Source organism: Methylobacterium oryzae (assembly GCF_021398735.1).
In the GTDB taxonomy this organism is placed as follows: Bacteria; Pseudomonadota; Alphaproteobacteria; order Rhizobiales; family Beijerinckiaceae; genus Methylobacterium.
Map to the genome: position 1 here is coordinate 1,588,988 of NZ_CP090349.1, position 18,660 is coordinate 1,607,647.

General features: G+C 70.6%; 15 protein-coding genes, 1 other RNA gene and 1 pseudogene. 5 read left to right on the forward strand and 12 right to left on the reverse strand.

What is annotated here, in order from left to right:
- Positions 1 to 8 precede the first annotated feature (8 nt).
- The 4 genes from pheT to rpmI form a co-directional block, all read right to left on the reverse strand.
- Positions 9 to 2,435 (reverse strand): phenylalanine--tRNA ligase subunit beta, encoded by a 2,427-nt coding sequence (gene pheT, locus LXM90_RS07685; RefSeq protein WP_103985894.1) that lies wholly within the window; start codon positions 2,433 to 2,435, stop codon positions 9 to 11.
- A 67-nt stretch (positions 2,436 to 2,502) separates the two neighbouring features.
- Positions 2,503 to 3,585: a phenylalanine--tRNA ligase subunit alpha gene (gene pheS / locus LXM90_RS07690; RefSeq protein ID WP_020092798.1), complete on the reverse strand. Its 1,083-nt coding sequence runs from the start codon at positions 3,583 to 3,585 to the stop codon at positions 2,503 to 2,505.
- Between the two features lie 156 nt (positions 3,586 to 3,741).
- Entirely contained in the window at positions 3,742 to 4,119 is a 378-nt protein-coding gene (gene rplT / locus LXM90_RS07695) for a 50S ribosomal protein L20 (RefSeq protein WP_012320099.1), read from the reverse strand.
- A 51-nt stretch (positions 4,120 to 4,170) separates the two neighbouring features.
- Positions 4,171 to 4,374 (reverse strand): 50S ribosomal protein L35, encoded by a 204-nt coding sequence (rpmI, locus tag LXM90_RS07700; protein WP_007561407.1) that lies wholly within the window; start codon positions 4,372 to 4,374, stop codon positions 4,171 to 4,173.
- A 465-nt stretch (positions 4,375 to 4,839) separates the two neighbouring features.
- Between rpmI and LXM90_RS07705 the strand changes: the two genes are divergently transcribed.
- The 3 genes from LXM90_RS07705 (at position 4,840) to dapE (ending at position 9,723) form a co-directional block, all read left to right on the forward strand.
- The gene (locus LXM90_RS07705) at positions 4,840 to 5,970 is read left to right on the forward strand and encodes a glycosyltransferase family 4 protein (protein WP_026604868.1); all 1,131 of its coding nucleotides are present in this window, start codon (positions 4,840 to 4,842) and stop codon (positions 5,968 to 5,970) included.
- 148 nt (positions 5,971 to 6,118) lie between these two features.
- Positions 6,119 to 8,464, forward strand: coding sequence for an amylo-alpha-1,6-glucosidase (locus LXM90_RS07710; protein WP_020092796.1), 2,346 nt, complete (start codon positions 6,119 to 6,121; stop codon positions 8,462 to 8,464).
- An 80-nt stretch (positions 8,465 to 8,544) separates the two neighbouring features.
- Entirely contained in the window at positions 8,545 to 9,723 is a 1,179-nt protein-coding gene (gene dapE, locus LXM90_RS07715) for a succinyl-diaminopimelate desuccinylase (protein WP_020092795.1), read from the forward strand.
- Here dapE and truA read toward each other — a convergent pair.
- From truA to recR, 4 genes are all read right to left on the reverse strand, one after another.
- Positions 9,705 to 10,466 (reverse strand): tRNA pseudouridine(38-40) synthase TruA, encoded by a 762-nt coding sequence (truA, locus tag LXM90_RS07720; protein WP_020092794.1) that lies wholly within the window; start codon positions 10,464 to 10,466, stop codon positions 9,705 to 9,707. The two genes, dapE and truA, sit on opposite strands and share 19 nt — an antisense overlap.
- A 220-nt stretch (positions 10,467 to 10,686) precedes the next feature.
- On the reverse strand, positions 10,687 to 11,616 hold the full coding sequence (gene fmt / locus LXM90_RS07725; RefSeq protein WP_020092793.1) for a methionyl-tRNA formyltransferase: 930 nt from the start codon (positions 11,614 to 11,616) through the stop codon (positions 10,687 to 10,689).
- 7 nt (positions 11,617 to 11,623) lie between these two features.
- Positions 11,624 to 12,139: a peptide deformylase gene (gene def / locus LXM90_RS07730; RefSeq protein WP_020092792.1), complete on the reverse strand. Its 516-nt coding sequence runs from the start codon at positions 12,137 to 12,139 to the stop codon at positions 11,624 to 11,626.
- A gap of 104 nt (positions 12,140 to 12,243) precedes the next feature.
- Entirely contained in the window at positions 12,244 to 12,849 is a 606-nt protein-coding gene (recR, locus tag LXM90_RS07735) for a recombination mediator RecR (protein ID WP_020092791.1), read from the reverse strand.
- A 415-nt stretch (positions 12,850 to 13,264) separates the two neighbouring features.
- Here recR and LXM90_RS07740 point away from each other — a divergent pair, with 415 nt between their 5' ends.
- On the forward strand, positions 13,265 to 14,884 hold the full coding sequence (locus tag LXM90_RS07740) for a phosphoenolpyruvate carboxykinase (protein ID WP_020092790.1): 1,620 nt from the start codon (positions 13,265 to 13,267) through the stop codon (positions 14,882 to 14,884).
- Positions 14,885 to 15,019: 135 nt separating this feature from the next.
- On the opposite strand, the gene LXM90_RS07745 is transcribed toward LXM90_RS07740, so the two are convergent.
- The 4 genes from LXM90_RS07745 to LXM90_RS07760 form a co-directional block, all read right to left on the reverse strand.
- Entirely contained in the window at positions 15,020 to 15,343 is a 324-nt protein-coding gene (locus LXM90_RS07745; RefSeq protein WP_020092789.1) for a YbaB/EbfC family nucleoid-associated protein, read from the reverse strand.
- A gap of 62 nt (positions 15,344 to 15,405) precedes the next feature.
- Positions 15,406 to 17,331, reverse strand: a complete 1,926-nt coding sequence (locus LXM90_RS07750) for a DNA polymerase III subunit gamma/tau (protein ID WP_020092788.1) — start codon at positions 17,329 to 17,331, stop codon at positions 15,406 to 15,408.
- Positions 17,332 to 17,368: 37 nt separating this feature from the next.
- Positions 17,369 to 17,467: signal recognition particle sRNA small type (ffs, locus tag LXM90_RS07755), an RNA gene on the reverse strand.
- 75 nt (positions 17,468 to 17,542) lie between these two features.
- Entirely contained in the window at positions 17,543 to 17,803 is a 261-nt protein-coding gene (locus LXM90_RS07760) for a PepSY domain-containing protein (protein ID WP_234082261.1), read from the reverse strand.
- Positions 17,804 to 17,946: 143 nt separating this feature from the next.
- Between LXM90_RS07760 and LXM90_RS07765 the strand changes: the two are divergent.
- A pseudogene (locus LXM90_RS07765) lies at positions 17,947 to 18,639 on the forward strand (magnesium chelatase domain-containing protein); the annotation flags it as partial.
- Between the last annotated feature and the right edge of the window lie 21 nt (positions 18,640 to 18,660).

Below are 18,660 nucleotides of genomic sequence, written 5' to 3' on the forward strand. Positions count from 1 at the left end.
GCGGCGCCTCAGGCCCGGAGCGTCGCGCCCGTCTTGCGGGTGACCTCGGCGACGATCCTGGCGCTCACCGCCTCGATCTCCGCGTCGGTCAGGGTCCGCTCGACGGGCTGGAGACGCACCGCGATCGCCACCGACTTCGCGCCGTCCGGCACGCCCGGCCCCTCGTAGAGGTCGAACACATCGACACCCGTCACCAGCTTGCGCTCGGCGTTCTGGGCGGCCTTGACGATGTCACCCGCCGGCACGTCGCGGCCGACCACGAAGGCGAAGTCCCGCGACAGCGGCTGGAATTCCGACAGTGCCAGGGCGGCTTTGGCCTTGGTCGGCTTGAGCTTGGGCAGGGGCAGGGCGTCGAGGACGATCTCGAAGGCCACGAGCGTTCCCTTCAGGTCGAGGGCCTGTAGCGTTCGCGGATGCACCTCCCCGAACCAGCCGATCTCCGTCTTCGGACCGAAACGCAGCGTGCCGGAGCGGCCGGGATGCAGCCAGGACGGGCCGCCGGGCGTGATCTGGAGGCCGCCGGTCGGCACGACCAGGCTGCCGAGCAACGCGATGGCGTCCGCCTTGGCGTCGAACGCGTCGACGGTCGCCGCCGTGCCGTCCCAGTGCCGCCCGGCGCCGGCCAGGGTCGCGCCGCCGCGGCGGACCGCCGCCGCGCGGACGGTCTGGCCTTCCGGTACGTCCGAGGCGAAGCACTGGCCGACCTCGAACAGGGCGGCGTCCGGGTAGCCGCGGTCGGCATTGCGTTGCGCCGCGCGCAGGAGGCCCGGCACCAGGCTCGGCCGCATGTCGGACAGCTCCGAGGCGATCGGGTTGGCTAGCACCAGGTCGGCCCCGCCGCCGCCGAACAGGACGGCGTCGTCGTGCGGCACGAACGACCACGTGACCGCCTCCATGAGGCCGCGGCTCGCCAGGGCGCGCTTGGCGAGGCGGGTCCGCTTCTGCATCACGGTGAGCAGCGGGCGGCCGATCCCGGCGAGCGGCGGCAGGGGCTCGGCCGCGATCCGGTCGAGCCCGGCGATGCGGACGACCTCCTCGACGAGGTCGGCCTTGCCCTCGACGTCGGGCCGCCAGGACGGGGGCAGCACCGTCACCCGGTCCCCGGTGCCGGAGACGTGGAAGCCCAGCGTCTCGAGGATCTGCTGCATCTCGGTGCGTGGCACGTCCAGTCCGGCGAGGCGGCGGACCTCGGTCCAAGGGAAGTCGATGCTGCGCCGGGATTCGGGCGGCGCGCCGGCGACGTGCGCCTCGGTCGGCGTTCCGCCGCAGAGATCGACCACCAGCCGCGTCGCGAGGTCGAGGCCGGGAACCGTGAAGGCCGGGTCGACGCCCCGCTCGAAGCGGTAGCGCGCGTCGGTGATGATGCCGAGCCGTCGGCCCGACTGGGCGATGTTGGTCGGGTCCCACAGGGCCGACTCGATCAGCACGTCCACGGTGCCGGCGTCGCAGCCCGACGCCTCGCCGCCCATGATGCCGGCGATGGATTCGACGCCGTTCGCGTCGGCGATCACCACGGTGTCGTCGGTCAGCGTGTGGGTCCGGCCGTCGAGGGCGCGCAGGCTCTCGCCCGCCCGCGCCCGCCGCACGGTCAGCGTGCCGGCGACTTTGGCAGCGTCGAAGACGTGCAGTGGCCGCCCGCGGTCGAAGGTGACGTAGTTGGTGATGTCGACGAGACTGTTGATCGGCCGCAGGCCGATGGCGCGCAGCCGGGCCTGCATCCAGGCCGGCGACGGGCCGTTCCGGACGCCGCGCACGAGCCGCAGGGCGAACATCGGGGCGAGGTGCCGGTCGGCCGGATCGAGGGCGAGCTCGACCGCGACCGCGACCGGGCAGGGACCCTCGCCGCGCAGGCCCGGCAGCGTCTCGCCCTTGAGCGTGCCGAGGCCGGCCGCCGCGAGGTCGCGGGCGATGCCGTGGACGGAGGTGCAGTCCGGACGGTTCGGCGTCAGGTTGATCTCGATGACCGGATCGTCGAGCCCGGCGTAGAGCGCGTAGGCCTGGCCGACCGGCGCGTCGGTCGGGAGTTCCAGGATGCCGTCGTGGTCGTCGCCGAGGCCGAGCTCGGCGCCCGAGCACAGCATGCCGTGGCTCTCGACGCCGCGGATCGTGCCCACCGACAGGGTGATGTTCTTGCCCGGGACGTAGGTGCCGGGCGGCGCGAAGACCGAGACGAGGTCGGCCCGGGCGTTCGGGGCGCCGCACACCACCTGCACGGGGGTGCCCGTGCCGGTGTCGACCGTGCAGACCCGGAGCCGGTCGGCGTTCGGGTGCTGCTCGGCCGTCAGGATCCGGGCGATCACGTAGGGCCTGAGCGCGGCGGCCTTGTCCTCGACGCCCTCCACCTCAAGGCCGATCCGCGTGAGCGTCTCGGCGACGGTGTCGAGGGAGGCCTCGGTGTCGAGGTGGTCCTTGAGCCAGGAGAGGGTGAATTTCATGATGGACCTTCGAGAGCCCGGTATCGGCTCGACCGTCGGAGGAACAGGATCGCGGGGCCGGGGCGGCTCAGCTCGTGAGGCCGCCCACGAGGCTCGGCACGTCGAGCGGGCGGAAGCCGTAATGGTCGAGCCAGCGGACGTCGGCCTCGAAGAACGGGCGCAGGTCCGGCATGCCGTATTTCAGCATGGCGATGCGGTCGATGCCGACACCGAAGGCGAAGCCCTGCACGGCGTCCGGGTCGAGCCCGCAATTGCGCAGCACGTTCGGGTGGACCATCCCGCAGCCCAGGATCTCCAGCCAGTCGTCCCCCTCGCCGAAGCGGATCTCGCCGCCCTTGCGCGAGCACTGGATGTCGACCTCGGCGGAGGGCTCGGTGAAGGGGAAGAAGGACGGGCGGAAGCGCATCTTCACGCCGTCGACCTCGAAGAACGCCTTGCAGAACTCCTCCAGCACCCATTTCAGGTTGGCGATGTTGGCCGCCTTGTCGATCACCAGCCCCTCGACTTGGTGAAACATCGGCGTGTGGGTCTGGTCGGAATCGTGCCGGTAGGTCCGCCCCGGGATGATCACGCGGATCGGTGGCGTCTGCGCCCGCATGGTCCGGACCTGTACAGGCGAGGTGTGGGTGCGCAGCACCTTGCGCTGCCCGTCGCGGTCGGGCGCCAGGAAGAAGGTGTCGTGCATCTCGCGGGCCGGGTGGCCGGGCGGGAAGTTGAGCGCCGTGAAGTTCAGCTCGTCCGTCTCGATGTCCGGACCCTCGGCGACCGCGAAGCCCATGTCGGCGAAGATCGCGGTGATCTCGTCGATCACCTGGGAGATCGGGTGGATCCGGCCGCGCACCTCGGGGGCCTCGCGGACCGGCAGGGTCACGTCGACCCGCTCGGAGGCGAGGCGGGCCTCCAGGGCGGCCTCGGCGAGTTCGGTCTTGCGGGCGGTGACGGCGCCCTGGACCCGGTCGCGCAGCCCGTTGATCAGGGGCCCGCGCTCCTTGCGCTCGTCCGGCGTCATCGACCCGAGCGTCTTCAGCAGATCCGAGACGCTGCCCTTCTTGCCGAGCGCGGCGACGCGGACCGCGTCGAGGGTGGCCTCGTCGGAGGCCGCGCTCACCTGGGCCAGGAGGTCGCGTTCCAGGGTGTCGAGATCGGTCATCGCTGTCTTCGAGCAGGGTTGGCGGAGTCGGCCGTCGGGCCGTGCTCTCGCGCGTTGCGGGCGCCGGCGCAAGCGCGAGGCGCGGGACCTCGTAAACGACGAAGGCGCGGCTCCCTGGGGAACCGCGCCTTCCGTCCGTCTCGCCTCAGGCCTGGATCAGGCGGCCTTGGCGGTGTTCTGCGGCAGCGCGGCCTTCGCCTTCTCGACGACGGCGGCGAAGCTCGCCGGCTCGTGGATCGCCAGCTCCGACAGGGCCTTGCGGTCGACGACGATGCCCGACTTCGCCAGGCCGTCGATGAAGCGCGAGTATGTCAGGCCGTGCTCGCGGACCGCCGCGTTGAGGCGCTGGATCCAGAGGGCGCGGAACGTGCGCTTCTTGTTCTTGCGGTCGCGGTAGGCATACTGCATGCCCTTCTCGACCGCCTGCTTGGCGATGCGGATCGTATTTTTGCGCCGGCCGTAATAGCCCTTGGCGGCCTTCAGAACCTTCTTGTGCTTCGCGTGACTGGTCACGCCGCGCTTGACGCGGGCCATCGGTTATCTCCTGGATTCGACGAAAGACAGTGGCAACGGGTGTTGAAGGACTTACCGCGCGTTCGGCAGGAAGTACTTCTTCACGTTGGCGGCATCGCCCTCGAACAGGGTCGTGGTGCCGCGCAGGTTGCGGATCTGCTTGGTCGTCCGCTTGATCATCCCGTGGCGCTTGCCGGCCTGGGCGTACATCACCTTGCCGGTGCCGGTGATCTTGAAGCGCTTCTTCGCGCCCGATTTCGTCTTCAACTTGGGCATTTGGCTCTCCGTTGCGCGAAATGATCCCGGACCGACCCGGGAGGATCGGATGGGGTTCGCGCGCTGATGCTTCTGGTGGAGCAGCACGAGCCGCCACGGCAGCCCTATCGGCCGGGCGGTTCGACGCGGGGCGGCTTATGACAGAAAGCTGACGCGGCGGCAACGCCCGCGGATCGGAGCACGAGATCGAGATCCGGGGGAACGCGTCGCCGGGCTCCGGCGTATCGAGCCCTGGGACCGGGCCCCTCTGCACACACCCGCGCCGGCGAGCCGGCAACGGCGGGGCAGCGGCCGTTTCGCCCGTGCTGATTCGGAGGAATTCGGGGACGGCTTGCGCGCCGCACAAAACGGCGAGGGACAGCGGGTGCGCCAGGAACCATAACCTTAGCCGTCGGTTTCATTCATGTCCCGCTCAGGCCGGCAGGGTTAGACCCCCCGTCAAATTGGCCAACCAGGAGACACTTCGTGCGCATTGCCCAGATCGCTCCGTTGTCGGAGGCCGTCCCTCCGAAGTTCTACGGCGGCACCGAGCGCGTCGTCAGCTGGATTACAGAGGAACTGGTTCGCCAGGGCCACGAAGTCACGCTGTTCGCGAGCGGTGACTCCGAGACGACTGCCAAGCTCGCGGCCTGCACGCCCGAAGGCCTCCGCCTGCTCGGCTACCGGGATCACACGGCCAGCCACCTGGCGATGCTGCATCAGGTGCACCGCCGCGCGCACGAGTTCGACATCCTGCACTTCCACATCGACCTGCTTCAGTACCCGATGTTCGAGGATCTGAACCATAAGTGCATCACCACGATGCACGGTCGCCTGGACGTGCCGGACTTCATGCCGGTCTACCGCACCTTCACGGGCATGCCGCTGGTCTCGATCTCGGACAACCAGCGCCTGCCCATGCCGCCGACCTCGAACTGGCTGGCGACGATCCATCACGGCCTGCCGGCCGAGAACTGCCCGTACTACCCGGACGCCAAGGGCGGCTACCTAGCCTTCCTCGGCCGGATCTCGCCCGAGAAGCGGCCCGACCGCGCGATCGAGATGGCGATCCGTTCCGGCACGCCCCTTAAGATCGCCGCCAAGGTCGACAAGGCCGACCAGGATTACTGGGACGAAGTCATCGAGCCGATGATCCATCACCCGCTGATCGAGTACATCGGCGAGATCAACGAGGAGCAGAAGAAGGACTTTCTCGGCAATGCCCTGGCGCTCGCCTTCCCGATCGATTGGCCCGAGCCCTTCGGCCTCGTGATGATCGAGGCGATGTCGGCCGGCACCCCGGTGATCGCGTTCCGGAACGGCTCCGTGCCGGAGGTCATCAAGGACGGCGTGGGCGGCGTTCTCTGCGAGAACATGGACGACGCCGTGGCCGCGGTCGCCAAGGTCAAGACCATGAGCCGCGCCGGCGTGCGCCGCCACTTCGAGAGCGCCTTCACCGCCGAGTGCATGGTGAAGAAGTACGTCGCCGCCTACGAGGACCTGCTCGCCCGCGGCGCCGACGTGATCAAGCTGCCGAAGTCCGGCTTCATGCCGCAGTACGGCGAGGTCAACGGCTCCGCGCGTCCGGCGATCCCGGTCGCCGCCATGCCGGCCTGAAAGCAGGAACCGGGCTTGCGAGGCGGGGCCGGCTCGGCCTAGCGTCTTAAAGGCGACTCATCCGTAGGGTGAACAAGGGCTGCTGCATCGAAGGGATGCAGCAGCCCTCTCGATTCGCACCCCTCACTTGCACCCGGAGATGCCCTGCATGGCGGCGGACAACACGGCAGCGGCCCACGATGCGAAGGCCCGGACCGCGGCGAGCGCCGGAAGCGTGGCGCACGGATTCCAGGACGCGGACGACGTCCTCCCGACCTATCACATCGAGGCGCAGACCTCCCTGGTCGAGCGGCCGCTGCGCTCGCTGAAGTTCGGCGAGGCCTTCGGCGTCCTCGATTCCTACGGCGACATCGGCGTCCAGCCCGGGCCGGAAGGCCTCTATTTCCAGGACACGCGCTACCTCTCGCGCCTGGAGGTGACGGTCGAGGGCCAGCGCCCGCTGATGCTCTCCTCGGTGATGCAGGACGATAACGGCGCCCTCAGCGTCGACATGACGACGCCCGACATCCGCATCGACGCCCACGACGAGACCTCGATCCCCCGCGAGACGATCGCGATCGAGCGCACCAAGTTCCTGTTCCGCGGCGCCTGCTACGACCGGATCGGCCTCCGCTCCTACGATTCGAAGCACCGGCGCCTGCGCATCGCCGTCACCTTCGACGCGGATTTCCGCGACCTCTTCGAGGTTCGCGGGACAGATCGACAGGAGCGCGGCAAGCGCGGCGTGCTCGTGGCGAGCGACCGCGAGGTGCAGTTCCGCTACGTCGGCCTGGACGAGATCGTCCGGACGACCTCCCTGCATTTCGGCCCGAAGCCCGATTCGATCGAGCCCGGCAAGGTCGTGTTCGACGTGTCGCTCCCGCCGGAGGGCCGGACCTCCCTGTTCATCCGCGTCACCTTCGAGGCGCACCGGGCCTTCACCAAGCCCCCGACCGACACGATGGTCGGCGAGGACGCGGCCGCCAAGCTGACGCTCGCCGCCAATGCCGGCGGTGCCCGGCGCGAGCCGAAGGATCTCGGCGAGGGGACGATCTTCGCCCGCGCCTACCGCGATTCGCGGCGCGACCTGCGGGCGCTGACGGCGGGCATCACCACGATCATCTCGTCGAACGACCAGTTCAACGAGGGGCTGTGCCGGGCGACCGCCGACCTCTACATGCTCGCGAGCCGAACCCCGGAGGGCATCTACCCCTTCGCCGGCATCCCCTGGTACTCCACGGTGTTCGGGCGCGACGGCATCATCACCGCGATGATGGCGCTCTGGATCGACCCGAAATTCGCCCGGGGCGTGCTGCGCTACCTCGCCTCGACCCAGGCCAAGGCGGTCGATCCGGCCGCCGACGCGCAGCCCGGCAAGGTCCTCCACGAGACCCGGCGCGGCGAGATGGCGATGCTCGGCGAGGTGCCGTTCCGGCACTATTACGGCACCATCGACGGCACGCCGCTCTTCGTGATGCTGGCCTGGGAGTACTACGCCGTCACGGGCGACCTCGAGACCGTGCGGGCGATCTGGCCGGCCCTCGAACTCGCGCTCGAATGGATGGACCGCTACGGCGACCGCGACGGCGACGGCTTCGTCGAGTACGCCCGCGACACCGACAAGGGTCTCGAGAATCAGGGCTGGAAGGACAGCCACGACTCGATCTTCCACACCGACGGTCACCTGGCCAAGGGCCCGATCGCCCTCTGCGAGGTGCAGGGCTACGTCTACGCCGCCAAGAACGGCATGGCGAAGCTCGCGGCGCTCCTCGGCCACGACCCGATGGCGGAGCGCCTCACCCAGGAGGCGGCGAGCCTGCGCGAGCGGTTCGACGCGGCGTTCTGGAACGAGGAGATCGGCACCTACGCGCTGGCGCTCGACGGCGCCAAGAAGCAGTGCGCGGTGCGCTCCTCCAATGCCGGCCACGCCCTGTTCACCGGCATCGCCAAGCCGGAGCGGGCGGCGCGGGTCGCCGAGACGCTGCTGTGCAAGGACGGCTTCAACGGCTGGGGTGTGCGCACGATCGCCAAGGGCGAGGCGCGCTACAACCCGATGTCCTACCACAACGGCTCGATCTGGCCGCACGACAACGCGCTGATCGCGATGGGTCTGGCGCGCTACGACCGCAAGCACGAGGCCGCGCGCATCTTCCAGGGGATGTTCGACACCTCGCTCTACCAGGACCAGAAGCGGCTGCCAGAGCTGTTCTGCGGCTTCATGCGCCGCAAGCAGCGCGGCCCCGTCTCGTACCCGGTCGCCTGCAGCCCGCAGGCCTGGGCGGCGGCGGCGCCGTTCGCGTTCCTGGCGGCCTGCCTAGGCCTCGAACTGGACCACGAGCGCAACCGTGTCCGGCTCAAGAACCCGATCCTGCCGGGCTTCCTCGACGGGGTGACGCTCTACAACGTCAAGCTCGGCGGCTCGCGCCTGGACATCCGGTTCCAGCGCTATGACGACGACGTCACCGTGTCGGTGCAGCGCCGCCACGGCGACGTGCAGGTCGTGGTGACCAAGTAGGGCCCGGGACGGGAGTTCCGGGGCGGCCCGCTTCGGGTTAAGCGGGCCGCGCGGCACGTCGCGCCGCCGAGGACGGGTTCATGCCGGCAGATCATCACGCCCCCGACGCGGCCCTGCGCCTCGCGCAGGACCTGATCCGGTGCCGGTCCGTGACGCCGGAGGATCGGGGCGCCCTCGACGTCGTCGCCGACGCGCTCCGGCCGGCCGGCTTCGCGGTCGAGCGGCCGGTCTTCTCGGAGCCCGGCTACCCCGACACACCGAACCTCTACGCCCGCGTCGGGCGGGACGGTCCGTGCCTCGTCTTCGCCGGTCACACCGACGTCGTGCCGGAGGGCGAGGGCGCGTGGCGCCACGATCCCTTCGCGGGCGCCGTGGCCGACGGGATGCTGTACGGGCGGGGAGCGGCCGATATGAAGGGCGGCGTCGCCTGCATGCTCGCGGCGACCCTCGCCTTCCTCGACCGGCGCGGCGCCGATTTCGGCGGCTCCATCGCGTTCCTGATCACCGGCGACGAGGAGGGACCGGCGGTCAACGGCACCGTGAAGCTCCTCGACTGGGCGCGGCGCCGGGGCGAGCGGTTCGACCACTGTGTCCTCGGGGAGCCGACCAATCCGGGCCGGCTCGGCGAGATGATCAAGATCGGCCGGCGCGGGTCGCTGACCGGCAAGCTCACCGTTCTCGGCCGGCAGGGCCACGTCGCCTACCCGCACAAGGCCGAGAACCCGATCCCGGGCCTGCTGCGCCTCGCCTCGGCGCTGGTCGCCGAGCCGCTGGATCGCGGGACGGCGCATTTCGACGCCTCGAACCTCGAATTCACCACGATCGACGTCGGCAACCCGGCCACCAACGTGATCCCGGCGACCGCCCGGGCGACCTTCAACGTCCGCTTCAATGACGACTGGACGGCCGAGAGCCTGGGCGAAGAGATCCGTCGGCGCCTGGAGCAGGCGGCCGGGAACGCGGTGCGCTTCAGCCTGGATCTGCAGCCCTCGAACGCGCCGGCCTTCCTGACGCGGCCGGACGCCTTCGTGACGCTGGTCGCGGAGGCGATCCGGGCCGAGACCGGCCTGACCCCGACGCTCTCCACGACGGGCGGCACGTCGGATGCCCGCTTCATCAAGGATGCCTGCCCGGTGATCGAGTTCGGCCTCGTCGGCGAGACCATGCACCAGACCGACGAGTGCGTGGCGGTCGCCGACCTAGAGCGGCTGACGGCGATCTACGGGCGCGTGCTCGACGCCTACTTCCCCGGTTCGTAGTCGACGCCCACGAAGGTCAGCCCGGCGGCCGGGGCCAGCGGCCCGCACCGGCGCTTGTCGCCCGAGGCCAGGATAGCGGCGACCGCGTCCGCCGAGAGGCGGCGGCAGCCGGCGAGCATCAGCGTGCCGACCATCGCCCGCACCTGATGGTGCAGGAACGAGCGCGCCGACGTCGCGACAACGATCTCGTCGTGGAGCGCCATCGGCGTGCGGCCCACGTCGAGCTGCTCCAGCGTGCGGATCGGGCTGTTCGCCTGGCACTCGGCGGCCCGGAAGGCCGAGAAGTCGTGGCGGCCGACGAGGCGCTGGGCGGCTTCGTGCATGAGTGCCGCGTCGAGGGGCCACGGCACGTGCCAGACATGGGCGCGCGTCAGCGCCGCGGGGCTGCGCCGATTGAGGATGCGGTAGCGGTAGTGCCGGCGGATCGCCGAGTGGCGGGCGTCGAAGCTCTCCGGCACGGTCTCGGCGGACAGGATCGCCACCGGCTGCGGCCGCAGATGGGCGTTCAGGGCGTCCCGCACCGTGTCGGTCCGCCAGTCCTTGGCGAGGTCGAGATGGGCGACCTGATGGATCGCGTGCACGCCGGCATCGGTCCGGCCCGCGCAGGTGAGCCGGGCCTCCTCGCCGGAGAAGCGCGTGACCGCCGCCTCGATCGCGCCCTGGACCGTGGGATCGTCCGCCTGCCGCTGCCAGCCGCAGAACGGACCGCCGTCGTACTCGATGACGAGCTTGTAGCGGGGCATCAGCCGGCCCCCTCAAGGTCTCTCGATAGCGCTCCGATGTTCGATCTCGCGATACGGCACAGAGCTTCGGAAAGCTGCGCGCGCGATCGTTTCTGCGAGCGTGCCGAAGCGATCCGGCGTCGCGCCGAGCCTCGCCAGGGTGCGCTGCCCTGGGTCGCTTCGCTGCGCTCGCGATGACGGGTCGGGCCGCGCGCCGAATGCCGTGAACGGGCGACGCGCATCAGCCGAGGCGGGCGCCGGGCGTCAGGCGGGCGCCGCGGACGAACTCGGCCCCGCTGGCGCTGCCGCCCTTCCCGGCGCGGCGCAGCTCCAGGAGCCGGACGGCGCCGTCCCCGCAGGCGACGGTGCCTTCGGAATCGCGCAGCGTGCCCGGCGCGCCCGAACCCTCCGCCGGGGCGGCGCGGAGCACCTTCACGCGCTCGGAGCCCTTGCCGAGATCGACCTCGAAGAAGGCACCGGGGAACGGCGACAGCCCGTTGATCCGGTTGGCGACCTCGGCCGCCGGGCGGAACCAGTCGATCCGCGCCTCGTCGTTGGTGATCTTATGGGCGTAGACGATTCCGTCCTCCGGCTGCGGCGCGAAGGTCAGCGTGCCCGCGTCCAGCGCCGCGAGGGCCCGCGCCATCAGGTCGGCGCCGAGGGGCATGAGCGCGTCGTGCAGGGCGCCCGCCGTCATGCCCGGGGTGATCGGCAACCGCGCCTCGAGGGCGACCGGGCCTGTGTCGAGACCGGCCTCCATCCGCATGACGCCGACGCCGCTCTCGGCGTCGCCCGCCATCACGGCGCGCTGGATCGGCGCCGCGCCGCGCCAGCGCGGCAGCAGGGATCCGTGCAGGTTGAGACAGCCGTACCGCGGCGCGTCGAGGATCGCCTGCGGCAGCAGCATCCCGTAGGCCACGACGACCGCGACGTCCGCCCGGTGCGCCGCGAAGGTCTCGGCGGCTTCGGGCGTGCGGAGCGTCGCGGGCGTCAGGACCGGCGCGCCGAGCGTGTCGGCGAGCGCGTGGACCGGGGAGGGGCGCAGGCTCATGCCGCGGCCGGCCCTGGCGGGCGCGCGGGTGTAGACCGCCGCGATGTCGTGCCCGTCCTGCGCGAGCCGCGCGAGCGTCGGCACCGCGAAGTCCGGCGTGCCCATGAAGACGACGCGCATGGCCGGCTCAGGCCGCGTCGCGCTTGGCCGCCTTGGTGAACTTCTTGATCACCCGGTCGCGCTTCAGCTTCGACAGGTGATCGATGAACAGCACGCCGTTCAGGTGGTCGATCTCGTGCTGGATGCAGGTCGAGAGCAGGCCGTCGGCCTCGATCTCCTGCTCCTTGCCGTCGAGGTCTCGGAACTTCACGCGCACCCGGTCCGGGCGCTCGACCTCGGCGTAGTAGTCCGGGATCGACAGGCAGCCCTCGTCGTAGACCCGCTTCTCCTCGGACGACCAGACGATCTCGGGATTGATGAAGACTCGCGCGTCGCGGACGCCTTCCTCCTTCGACGTGTCGATCGTCACGACGCGCTTCGCCACGCCGATCTGGATCGCCGCCAGCCCGACGCCAGGAGCGTCGTACATCGTCTCGAACATGTCGGCGACGAGGGTCCGGATCTCGGCGGTAATCGGCCCGACCGGTTCGGAGCCCAGGCGCAGGACGGGATCGGGAAGGATGACGAGCGGGCGGATGGTCATGGCGGGAACCGGCAGGGAAGGCGCCGGCACGGGTCCGGGCTCACCGTCGAATAGGATGCGGCCGAGGACCGGTCAAATACCGGTTCGCGACCTGTCGCCGGCCCTCAGAACACCGTCCGGCTGCGGATCGCCGCCGAGAGCGTGCCCTCGTCGAGGTAGTCGAGCTCGCCGCCGACCGGCACGCCGTGGGCGAGGCGCGTGACCTTCACGTCGCAGTGCCGGATCGACTCCGTGACGTAGTGGGCGGTGGTCTGGCCGTCGACGGTGGCGTTGAGCGCCAGGATGACCTCGGTCACCTCGGGCCGGGCCACGCGCTCCACGAGGCTCGCGAGGTTCAGGTGCTCCGGACGGACGCCGTCGAGCGCCGAGAGGACGCCGCCGAGCACGTGGTAGCGCGCCTTCACGGCCCCGGACCGCTCCAGCGCCCAGAGGTCGGACACGTCCTCCACCACCACGAGCGTCGTCGGATCCCGCTCGGCGTCGCGGCAGATCGTGCACGGGTCGGAGGTGTCGACGTTCCCGCAGCTCGTGCACACGATGATGCGGTCGGCCGCCACCCGCATCGCGTCGGCGAGGGGCCCGAGCAGCGTGTCGCGCTTCTTGATGAGCTGCAGGGCAGCCCGCCGCGCCGAGCGCGGTCCGAGGCCCGGCATGCGGGCGAGGAGCTGGATCAGGCGCTCGATCTCGGGGCCGGCGACGGCTTGGGGCATCGTGCCTCTGGGGCGAGGAAGGGGCTGCGGATCGGGACGGGCATAGACGGCGCCGGGCGCCGCGCAAGGGTCCGCGCGCCGATGCGGTCCATCGTATGTGGTATATGGGTATTCCGACGCCGCTTCGCCGGTGGCATTATGCTGCACGACGAACGGAACTGCTTACAGACCTGGGTTCCTGAGTCCACGACTGTGGTCTAACCTGTTTGTACACGTTGCGGGCTCCCGGCGGAGCCCATTATGACAGCGAAGCTTCGCCGCCTACGCGTGAGTGGGATGGCGAGCGGCCGGGAACGGAGAACCTGCGTGCGGCGGTCCTGTACGACCGCACGGACGTCTCCCGGGCAAACCCGGACGGCGGTGCCGTCCGGCTCAGTCGCGTCGACGGTCGAACAGGGGCCCGGGAGATACGATCATGACCAACATCGGTGATCACAACGCGGCCCACGGCGCCGAGGCGGCGGGCTTCCGCGACCTCAAGGCCGTCCACTGGAATTTCGAGGCCCCGCGCCTCTACGAGGAGGCCCTGTCCCGCAAGGAGGCGCAGCTCGCCCGCGGCGGCGCCCTCGTCGCCACCACCGGCAGCCATACCGGCCGCTCGCCCAAGGACAAGTTCGTGGTGCGCGACGCCGGCACCGAGAACGAGGTCTGGTGGGACAACAACGGCGCCATCACGCCCGAGCAATTCGAGACCCTGCGCCAGGACTTCCTGAAGCACGCCGAGGGCAAGGAGCTGTTCGCCCAGGACCTCTACGGCGGCGCCGATCCGGCCTACCGGGTCAAGGCCCGGGTCTTCACCGAGTTCGCGTGGCACTCGCTGTTCATCCGCAACCTGCTGATCCGTCCGGACCGCTCCGAGATCGCGTCCTACGTGCCGGACATGACGATCATCGACCTGCCGAGCTTCCAGGCCGATCCCGCCCGGCACGGCTGCCGGTCGAAGACCGTGATCGCCATCGACTTCTCGAAGAAGCTCGTGCTGATCGGCGGCTCCGCCTACGCGGGCGAGATGAAGAAGTCGGTCTTCACCTACCTGAACTACATCCTGCCCGGCCAGGGCGTGATGCCGATGCACTGCTCCGCCAACGCGGCGCTCGATGCCGAGGGCGGCTCGGCGATCTTCTTCGGCCTCTCGGGCACCGGCAAGACGACGCTGTCGAACGACAGCTCCCGCCAGCTGCTGGGCGACGACGAGCATGGCTGGTCGAACGAGGGCATCTTCAACTTCGAGGGCGGCTGCTACGCCAAGACCATCCGCCTCTCGCGCAACGCCGAGCCGGAGATCTACGCCACCACCGAGCGCTTCGGCACGGTGATGGAGAACGTGATCATCGATCCGGTCACCCGCGCACCGGATTTCGACGACGCGTCGCTCACCGAGAACACCCGCTGTGCCTACCCGCTGGACTTCATCGCCAACGCCAGCGCCTCCGGCCGGGCCGGGCATCCGAAGAACATCGTCATGCTGACCTGCGACGCCTTCGGGGTGATGCCGCCGATCGCCAAGCTCACCGGCGCCGAGGCGATGTACCACTTCCTCTCGGGCTACACCGCCAAGGTGGCCGGCACCGAGCGCGGCCTGACCGGGCCCGAGGCGACCTTCTCGACCTGCTTCGGCGCGCCGTTCATGCCGCGGCATCCGAGCACCTACGGCAACCTGCTGCGCGACCTCATCGCCAAGCACAGCGTCGATTGCTGGCTGGTCAACACGGGCTGGACCGGCGGCGGCGTCGGCACCGGCCGGCGGATGCCGATCCGCGTGACGCGCCGCCTGCTGAGCGCCGCCCTCGACGGCTCGCTGGCGCAGGCCGAGTTCCGCCGCGACCCGTATTTCGGCTTCGCGGTGCCGGTCTCGGTTCCGGGCGTCGAGCCGCACATCCTGACGCCGGTGAAGACATGGGCCAACAAGGGCGCCTTCGTGGAGACGGCGGCGCGGCTCGTGAAGATGTTCGACGACAACTTCAAGCGATTCGAGGCCCATGTCGACGCCGACGTGCGCGCCGCCGGGCCGACCGCGCAGGCGATCGCGGCGTAAACAGAGAGCGGGCGGCCCGCGGGGCCGCCCGTCCCGTTCGTCTTAGCGAGCGCAGGGAAGCAGCCCGGTCGCGCTACGCTGGATTGCTTCGCTGCGCGCGCGAAGACGGTTCGGACGTCCTGTCCGGGATGCGTCCTAGAACGGCAGCTTCATGCCCGGCGGCAGGGGCAGGCCCTTGGTCAGCTCTGCCATGCGCTCCTGCATGGTCGCCTCGGCCTTCCCGCGGGCGTCGTTGCAGGCCGCGACGATCAGGTCCTCAAGGATCTCGCGCTCGTCCGCGACCATCAGCGAGGGGTCGATGCTGACCCCCTTCATCTGACCCTTGGCGCTCATGGTGACCCGGACGGAGCCGCCGCCGGAGGCGCCGGTCACCTCGATCTCGTCCATCTCGGACTGCAGGTTGGCCATCTTCTCCTGCATGGCCTGAGCCTGCTTCATGATGCCCATCAGGTCGCGCATGCGGCTCTCTTTCCGTTTCCTCGTCTGATCTGGGTATGGCGCGGCCCGGGCGCCACCATGCGTCAGGCGTCGTCGTCCTCGACCTCGCCGACCCGCGCGGCGTCACCTTCCCCGAGGATCTCCTGCTCGGCGGAGGGGAGGGCCTCGGAGATTGTCTCGCGCACGTCGACGATCTCGGCCCCGGGGAAGCGCGTCAGAACCTCGCGCACGAATGGGTCGGCGGCGGCGTTCTCCCGGCGTGTCTCGGTCGCGGCACGGGCGGCCGCGTCGAGGGTCGGGGCGCCCTCGTCCTTCGACAGGGCCACCACCCAGCGCCGCCCGGTCCAGCGCTCGATGGCGGCGGCGATGTCGTTGGCGAGGCTCGACCGGCCGCCGGAGGCGAGGCGGAACTCGATCCGGCCCTCCTCGAAGCGCACCAGGTGGACGTCGCGCTCCAGCGCGGTCCGCAGAAGGATGTCCCGGTTGGCGTCGGCCAGCGCGATCAGGTCCTCGAACCGACCGAGACGCGGCGTCGGCGGTGCCGCGGGCGCCGGCCTCGGCGCCGGCGCACCGACGGGCGCACTTGCGGGCGCGCTGATCGGGACGCTCGCCGGCGCGTTCAGCGCGACGGGCGCGGCCAGGGGCGCCGCGACCGGGACGGGCTCCGGCGCGACCGTGCGGGGTGCCGCGGCGAGCGCCGCGGAACCGCCGCCGCGCAGGTCGGGAATCGGCGGGAGGGGCGGCCGGGCTGACGCGGCCGGGGCCTCGTCCGCGGGCGCGGCGGCGGCCTCGGCCCGGAGCTGGCGCAGGGCCTCGTCGGGTGTGGGCAGGTCGGCCGCGTAGGCGAGGCGCACGATCGCCATCTCGGCGGCCGCGAGGGGCCGGGGCGCCGCCTGGACCTCGGGAATCGCCTTCAGCAGGATCTGCCACGCCCGCGACAGGGCGCGGATCGACAGCTTCTCGGCGAACGCGGCGCCGCGGACGCGCTCGGTCTCGCTGAGCGTCGGGTCGGCGGCGGCTTCCGGCACCACCTTGAGCCGGGTGACGAGGTGCGTGAAGGCCGCGAGATCCGAGAGTACGACCGACGGGTCCGCGCCGGAATCGTACTGCGCTCGCAGCTCCGCGAAGGCGGCCGGCACCGCGCCGCGCATCACCGCCTCGAACAGGGCGAGGATCCGGGCGCGGTCAGCGAGGCCCAGCATGTCGCGCACGCTCTGCGCCGTGATCGTGCCGGCGCCGTGGGCGATCGCCTGGTCGAGCAGCGAGAGCGCGTCGCGCACCGACCCTTCCGCGGCGCGCACGATGGCGCCCAGAGCCTCGTCCTCGACCGATACGCCCTCGGCCGCGCAGACCTTCGCGAGATGCGCGTGCAGGGTCGGCGCCTCGACCCGGCGCAGGTCGAATCGCTGGCAGCGGGACAGGATCGTCACCGGGACCTTGCGGATCTCCGTGGTGGCGAACACGAATTTCGCGTGCGGCGGCGGCTCCTCCAGCGTCTTCAGGAAGGCGTTGAACGCCTTCTCGGAGAGCATGTGGACCTCGTCCACGATGTAGACCTTGTAGCGCGCCGAGACCGGCCCGTAGCGGATGCCGTCGATGATCGCCCGGACGTCGTCGATGCCGGTATGCGAGGCGGCGTCCATCTCCAGCACGTCCATGTGCCGGGATTCCATGATCGCCGCGCAGTGGAGGCCGAGTTCCGGCATCGACACGGTCGGGCCGGTGTCGGGCTGTCCGGCGCGGGCGTAGTTGAGGCCGCGCGCCAGGATGCGGGCCGTCGTGGTCTTGCCGACTCCGCGGACGCCGGTGAGCATCCAGGCCTGCGGGATGCGGTTGGCCGCGAACCCGTTGGCGAGGGTCCGCACCATCGCGTCCTGGCCGATCAGGTCGCCGAAATTGGTGGGGCGGTACTTGCGCGCGAGCACCCGGTAGGGCGTCGCCGCGGCGGGGGGCGCTGGAAACCCGGGCAGGCCCGGCTCGTCGTCAGGCGTGCCGGTCGTAGCGTCCATGCCGTGTCTGGGTCCGGCTGCCGCGCGCCGTGGAATGAGGTGGGAGGCTGGACGAAGACCCGCTCGGTCTCGTTAGGGCTGCTTCCTTCCGGACCTGACCCGGTTGGCGAGTGAAACGTCCCTCGCCAACCCCCCGCCGGCTATATGGCCGGGCCTCGGCCCGAACGCAAGCGCTGCTGAAGCCGAGTCGAAGCGCAGCCGAAGCGCTGCCTCACTCGGCCTTGCGCTTCACGATGGCCAGGGTCTTCGGATCGAGCTTCAGGTCGAACTGCTTGCCGCTCGCGTCGATCGCGTCGTCGACCTCGATCATGCCGTCGTCGAGCTCGATCTCCTTCCACTTGGTGAAGCCCTCCTGCTTGAGCATGGCCTCGACCTTGGCCTGCTGATCGGGCGGAAGCTTCTCGTCGGCGCGGGCGGCGAGGCCGGTGCCCGCGATCAAGGTCAGGGCGAGAAGGGACGTGGTCACGCGCATGGCTGTCTCCGATCCGGCAATTGTTTCCGGCTGTGAACAGGCGTGCCGCGGCGGAGTTCCATGGCGACGATCCCCTTGAGCCGCCACCGAATCTGCCGCACATCTTGGCCGTACCGGAACGCGGCGGCGAGGACACTGCACGAATGGTCACCCGCGTCGCCACCGTGGCCTTCGAGGGCATCGAGGCGCGGGCGGTGGACGTGCAGGTCCAGATCGTGCCGGGCTCGGTGGTGTTCACCGTCGTCGGTCTGCCCGACAAGGCGGTGGCGGAATCGCGCGAGCGGGTCCGCGGAGCGCTGATCGCCTCGGGGCTGGCGCTGCCGGCCAAGCGCATCACGGTGAACCTCGCCCCGGCGGATCTTCCCAAGGAAGGCTCGCATTTCGACCTGCCGATCGCGCTGGGCGTCATGGCGGCCATCGGCGCGATCCCGGCGGACGCGCTCGCCGGCTACTGCGTCCTGGGCGAGCTCGCCCTCGACGGCAGCATCACGGCGGTGAGCGGCGTGCTGCCGGCCGCGATGGCGGCGGCCGATCGGGGGCTCGGGCTCATCTGCCCGGCGTCCACTGGGCCGGAGGCGGCCTGGGCGGGGGGCGACCTCGACGTGCTCGCGCCGCGCTCGCTGATCCAGCTCGCCAACCACTTCAAGGGCAGCCAGGTGATGGCGCGGCCGGAGCCCGCCGTCGCCGCGCCGGCCGGGCCGCTGCCGGACCTCGCCGACATCAAGGGGCAGGAGGGCGCCAAGCGCGCCCTGGAGATCGCGGCCGCCGGGGGCCACAACCTGTTGATGATGGGTGCGTACAGACCCGCCGAGATGATAACGGGAGTCCGTTTACCTAGATGCAGTACCGTTGTACGG

Coding starts and splice junctions, on each gene's coding strand:
- pheT (WP_103985894.1), bottom strand. CDS start 2,435: ATGAAATTCACCCTCTCCTGGCTCAAGGACCACCTCGACACCGAGGCC.
- rplT (WP_012320099.1), bottom strand. CDS start 4,119: ATGGCCCGCGTCAAGCGCGGCGTGACCAGTCACGCGAAGCACAAGAAG.
- LXM90_RS07760 (WP_234082261.1), bottom strand. CDS start 17,803: ATGCGCGTGACCACGTCCCTTCTCGCCCTGACCTTGATCGCGGGCACC.
- LXM90_RS07750 (WP_020092788.1), bottom strand. CDS start 17,331: ATGGACGCTACGACCGGCACGCCTGACGACGAGCCGGGCCTGCCCGGG.
- def (WP_020092792.1), bottom strand. CDS start 12,139: ATGACCATCCGCCCGCTCGTCATCCTTCCCGATCCCGTCCTGCGCCTG.
- LXM90_RS07745 (WP_020092789.1), bottom strand. CDS start 15,343: ATGCGCGACCTGATGGGCATCATGAAGCAGGCTCAGGCCATGCAGGAG.
- truA (WP_020092794.1), bottom strand. CDS start 10,466: ATGCCCCGCTACAAGCTCGTCATCGAGTACGACGGCGGTCCGTTCTGC.
- dapE (WP_020092795.1), top strand. CDS start 8,545: ATGCCGGCAGATCATCACGCCCCCGACGCGGCCCTGCGCCTCGCGCAG.
- rpmI (WP_007561407.1), bottom strand. CDS start 4,374: ATGCCCAAGTTGAAGACGAAATCGGGCGCGAAGAAGCGCTTCAAGATC.
- LXM90_RS07740 (WP_020092790.1), top strand. CDS start 13,265: ATGACCAACATCGGTGATCACAACGCGGCCCACGGCGCCGAGGCGGCG.
- pheS (WP_020092798.1), bottom strand. CDS start 3,585: ATGACCGATCTCGACACCCTGGAACGCGACCTCCTGGCCCAGGTGAGC.
- fmt (WP_020092793.1), bottom strand. CDS start 11,616: ATGCGCGTCGTCTTCATGGGCACGCCGGACTTCGCGGTGCCGACGCTC.
- recR (WP_020092791.1), bottom strand. CDS start 12,849: ATGCCCCAAGCCGTCGCCGGCCCCGAGATCGAGCGCCTGATCCAGCTC.
- LXM90_RS07710 (WP_020092796.1), top strand. CDS start 6,119: ATGGCGGCGGACAACACGGCAGCGGCCCACGATGCGAAGGCCCGGACC.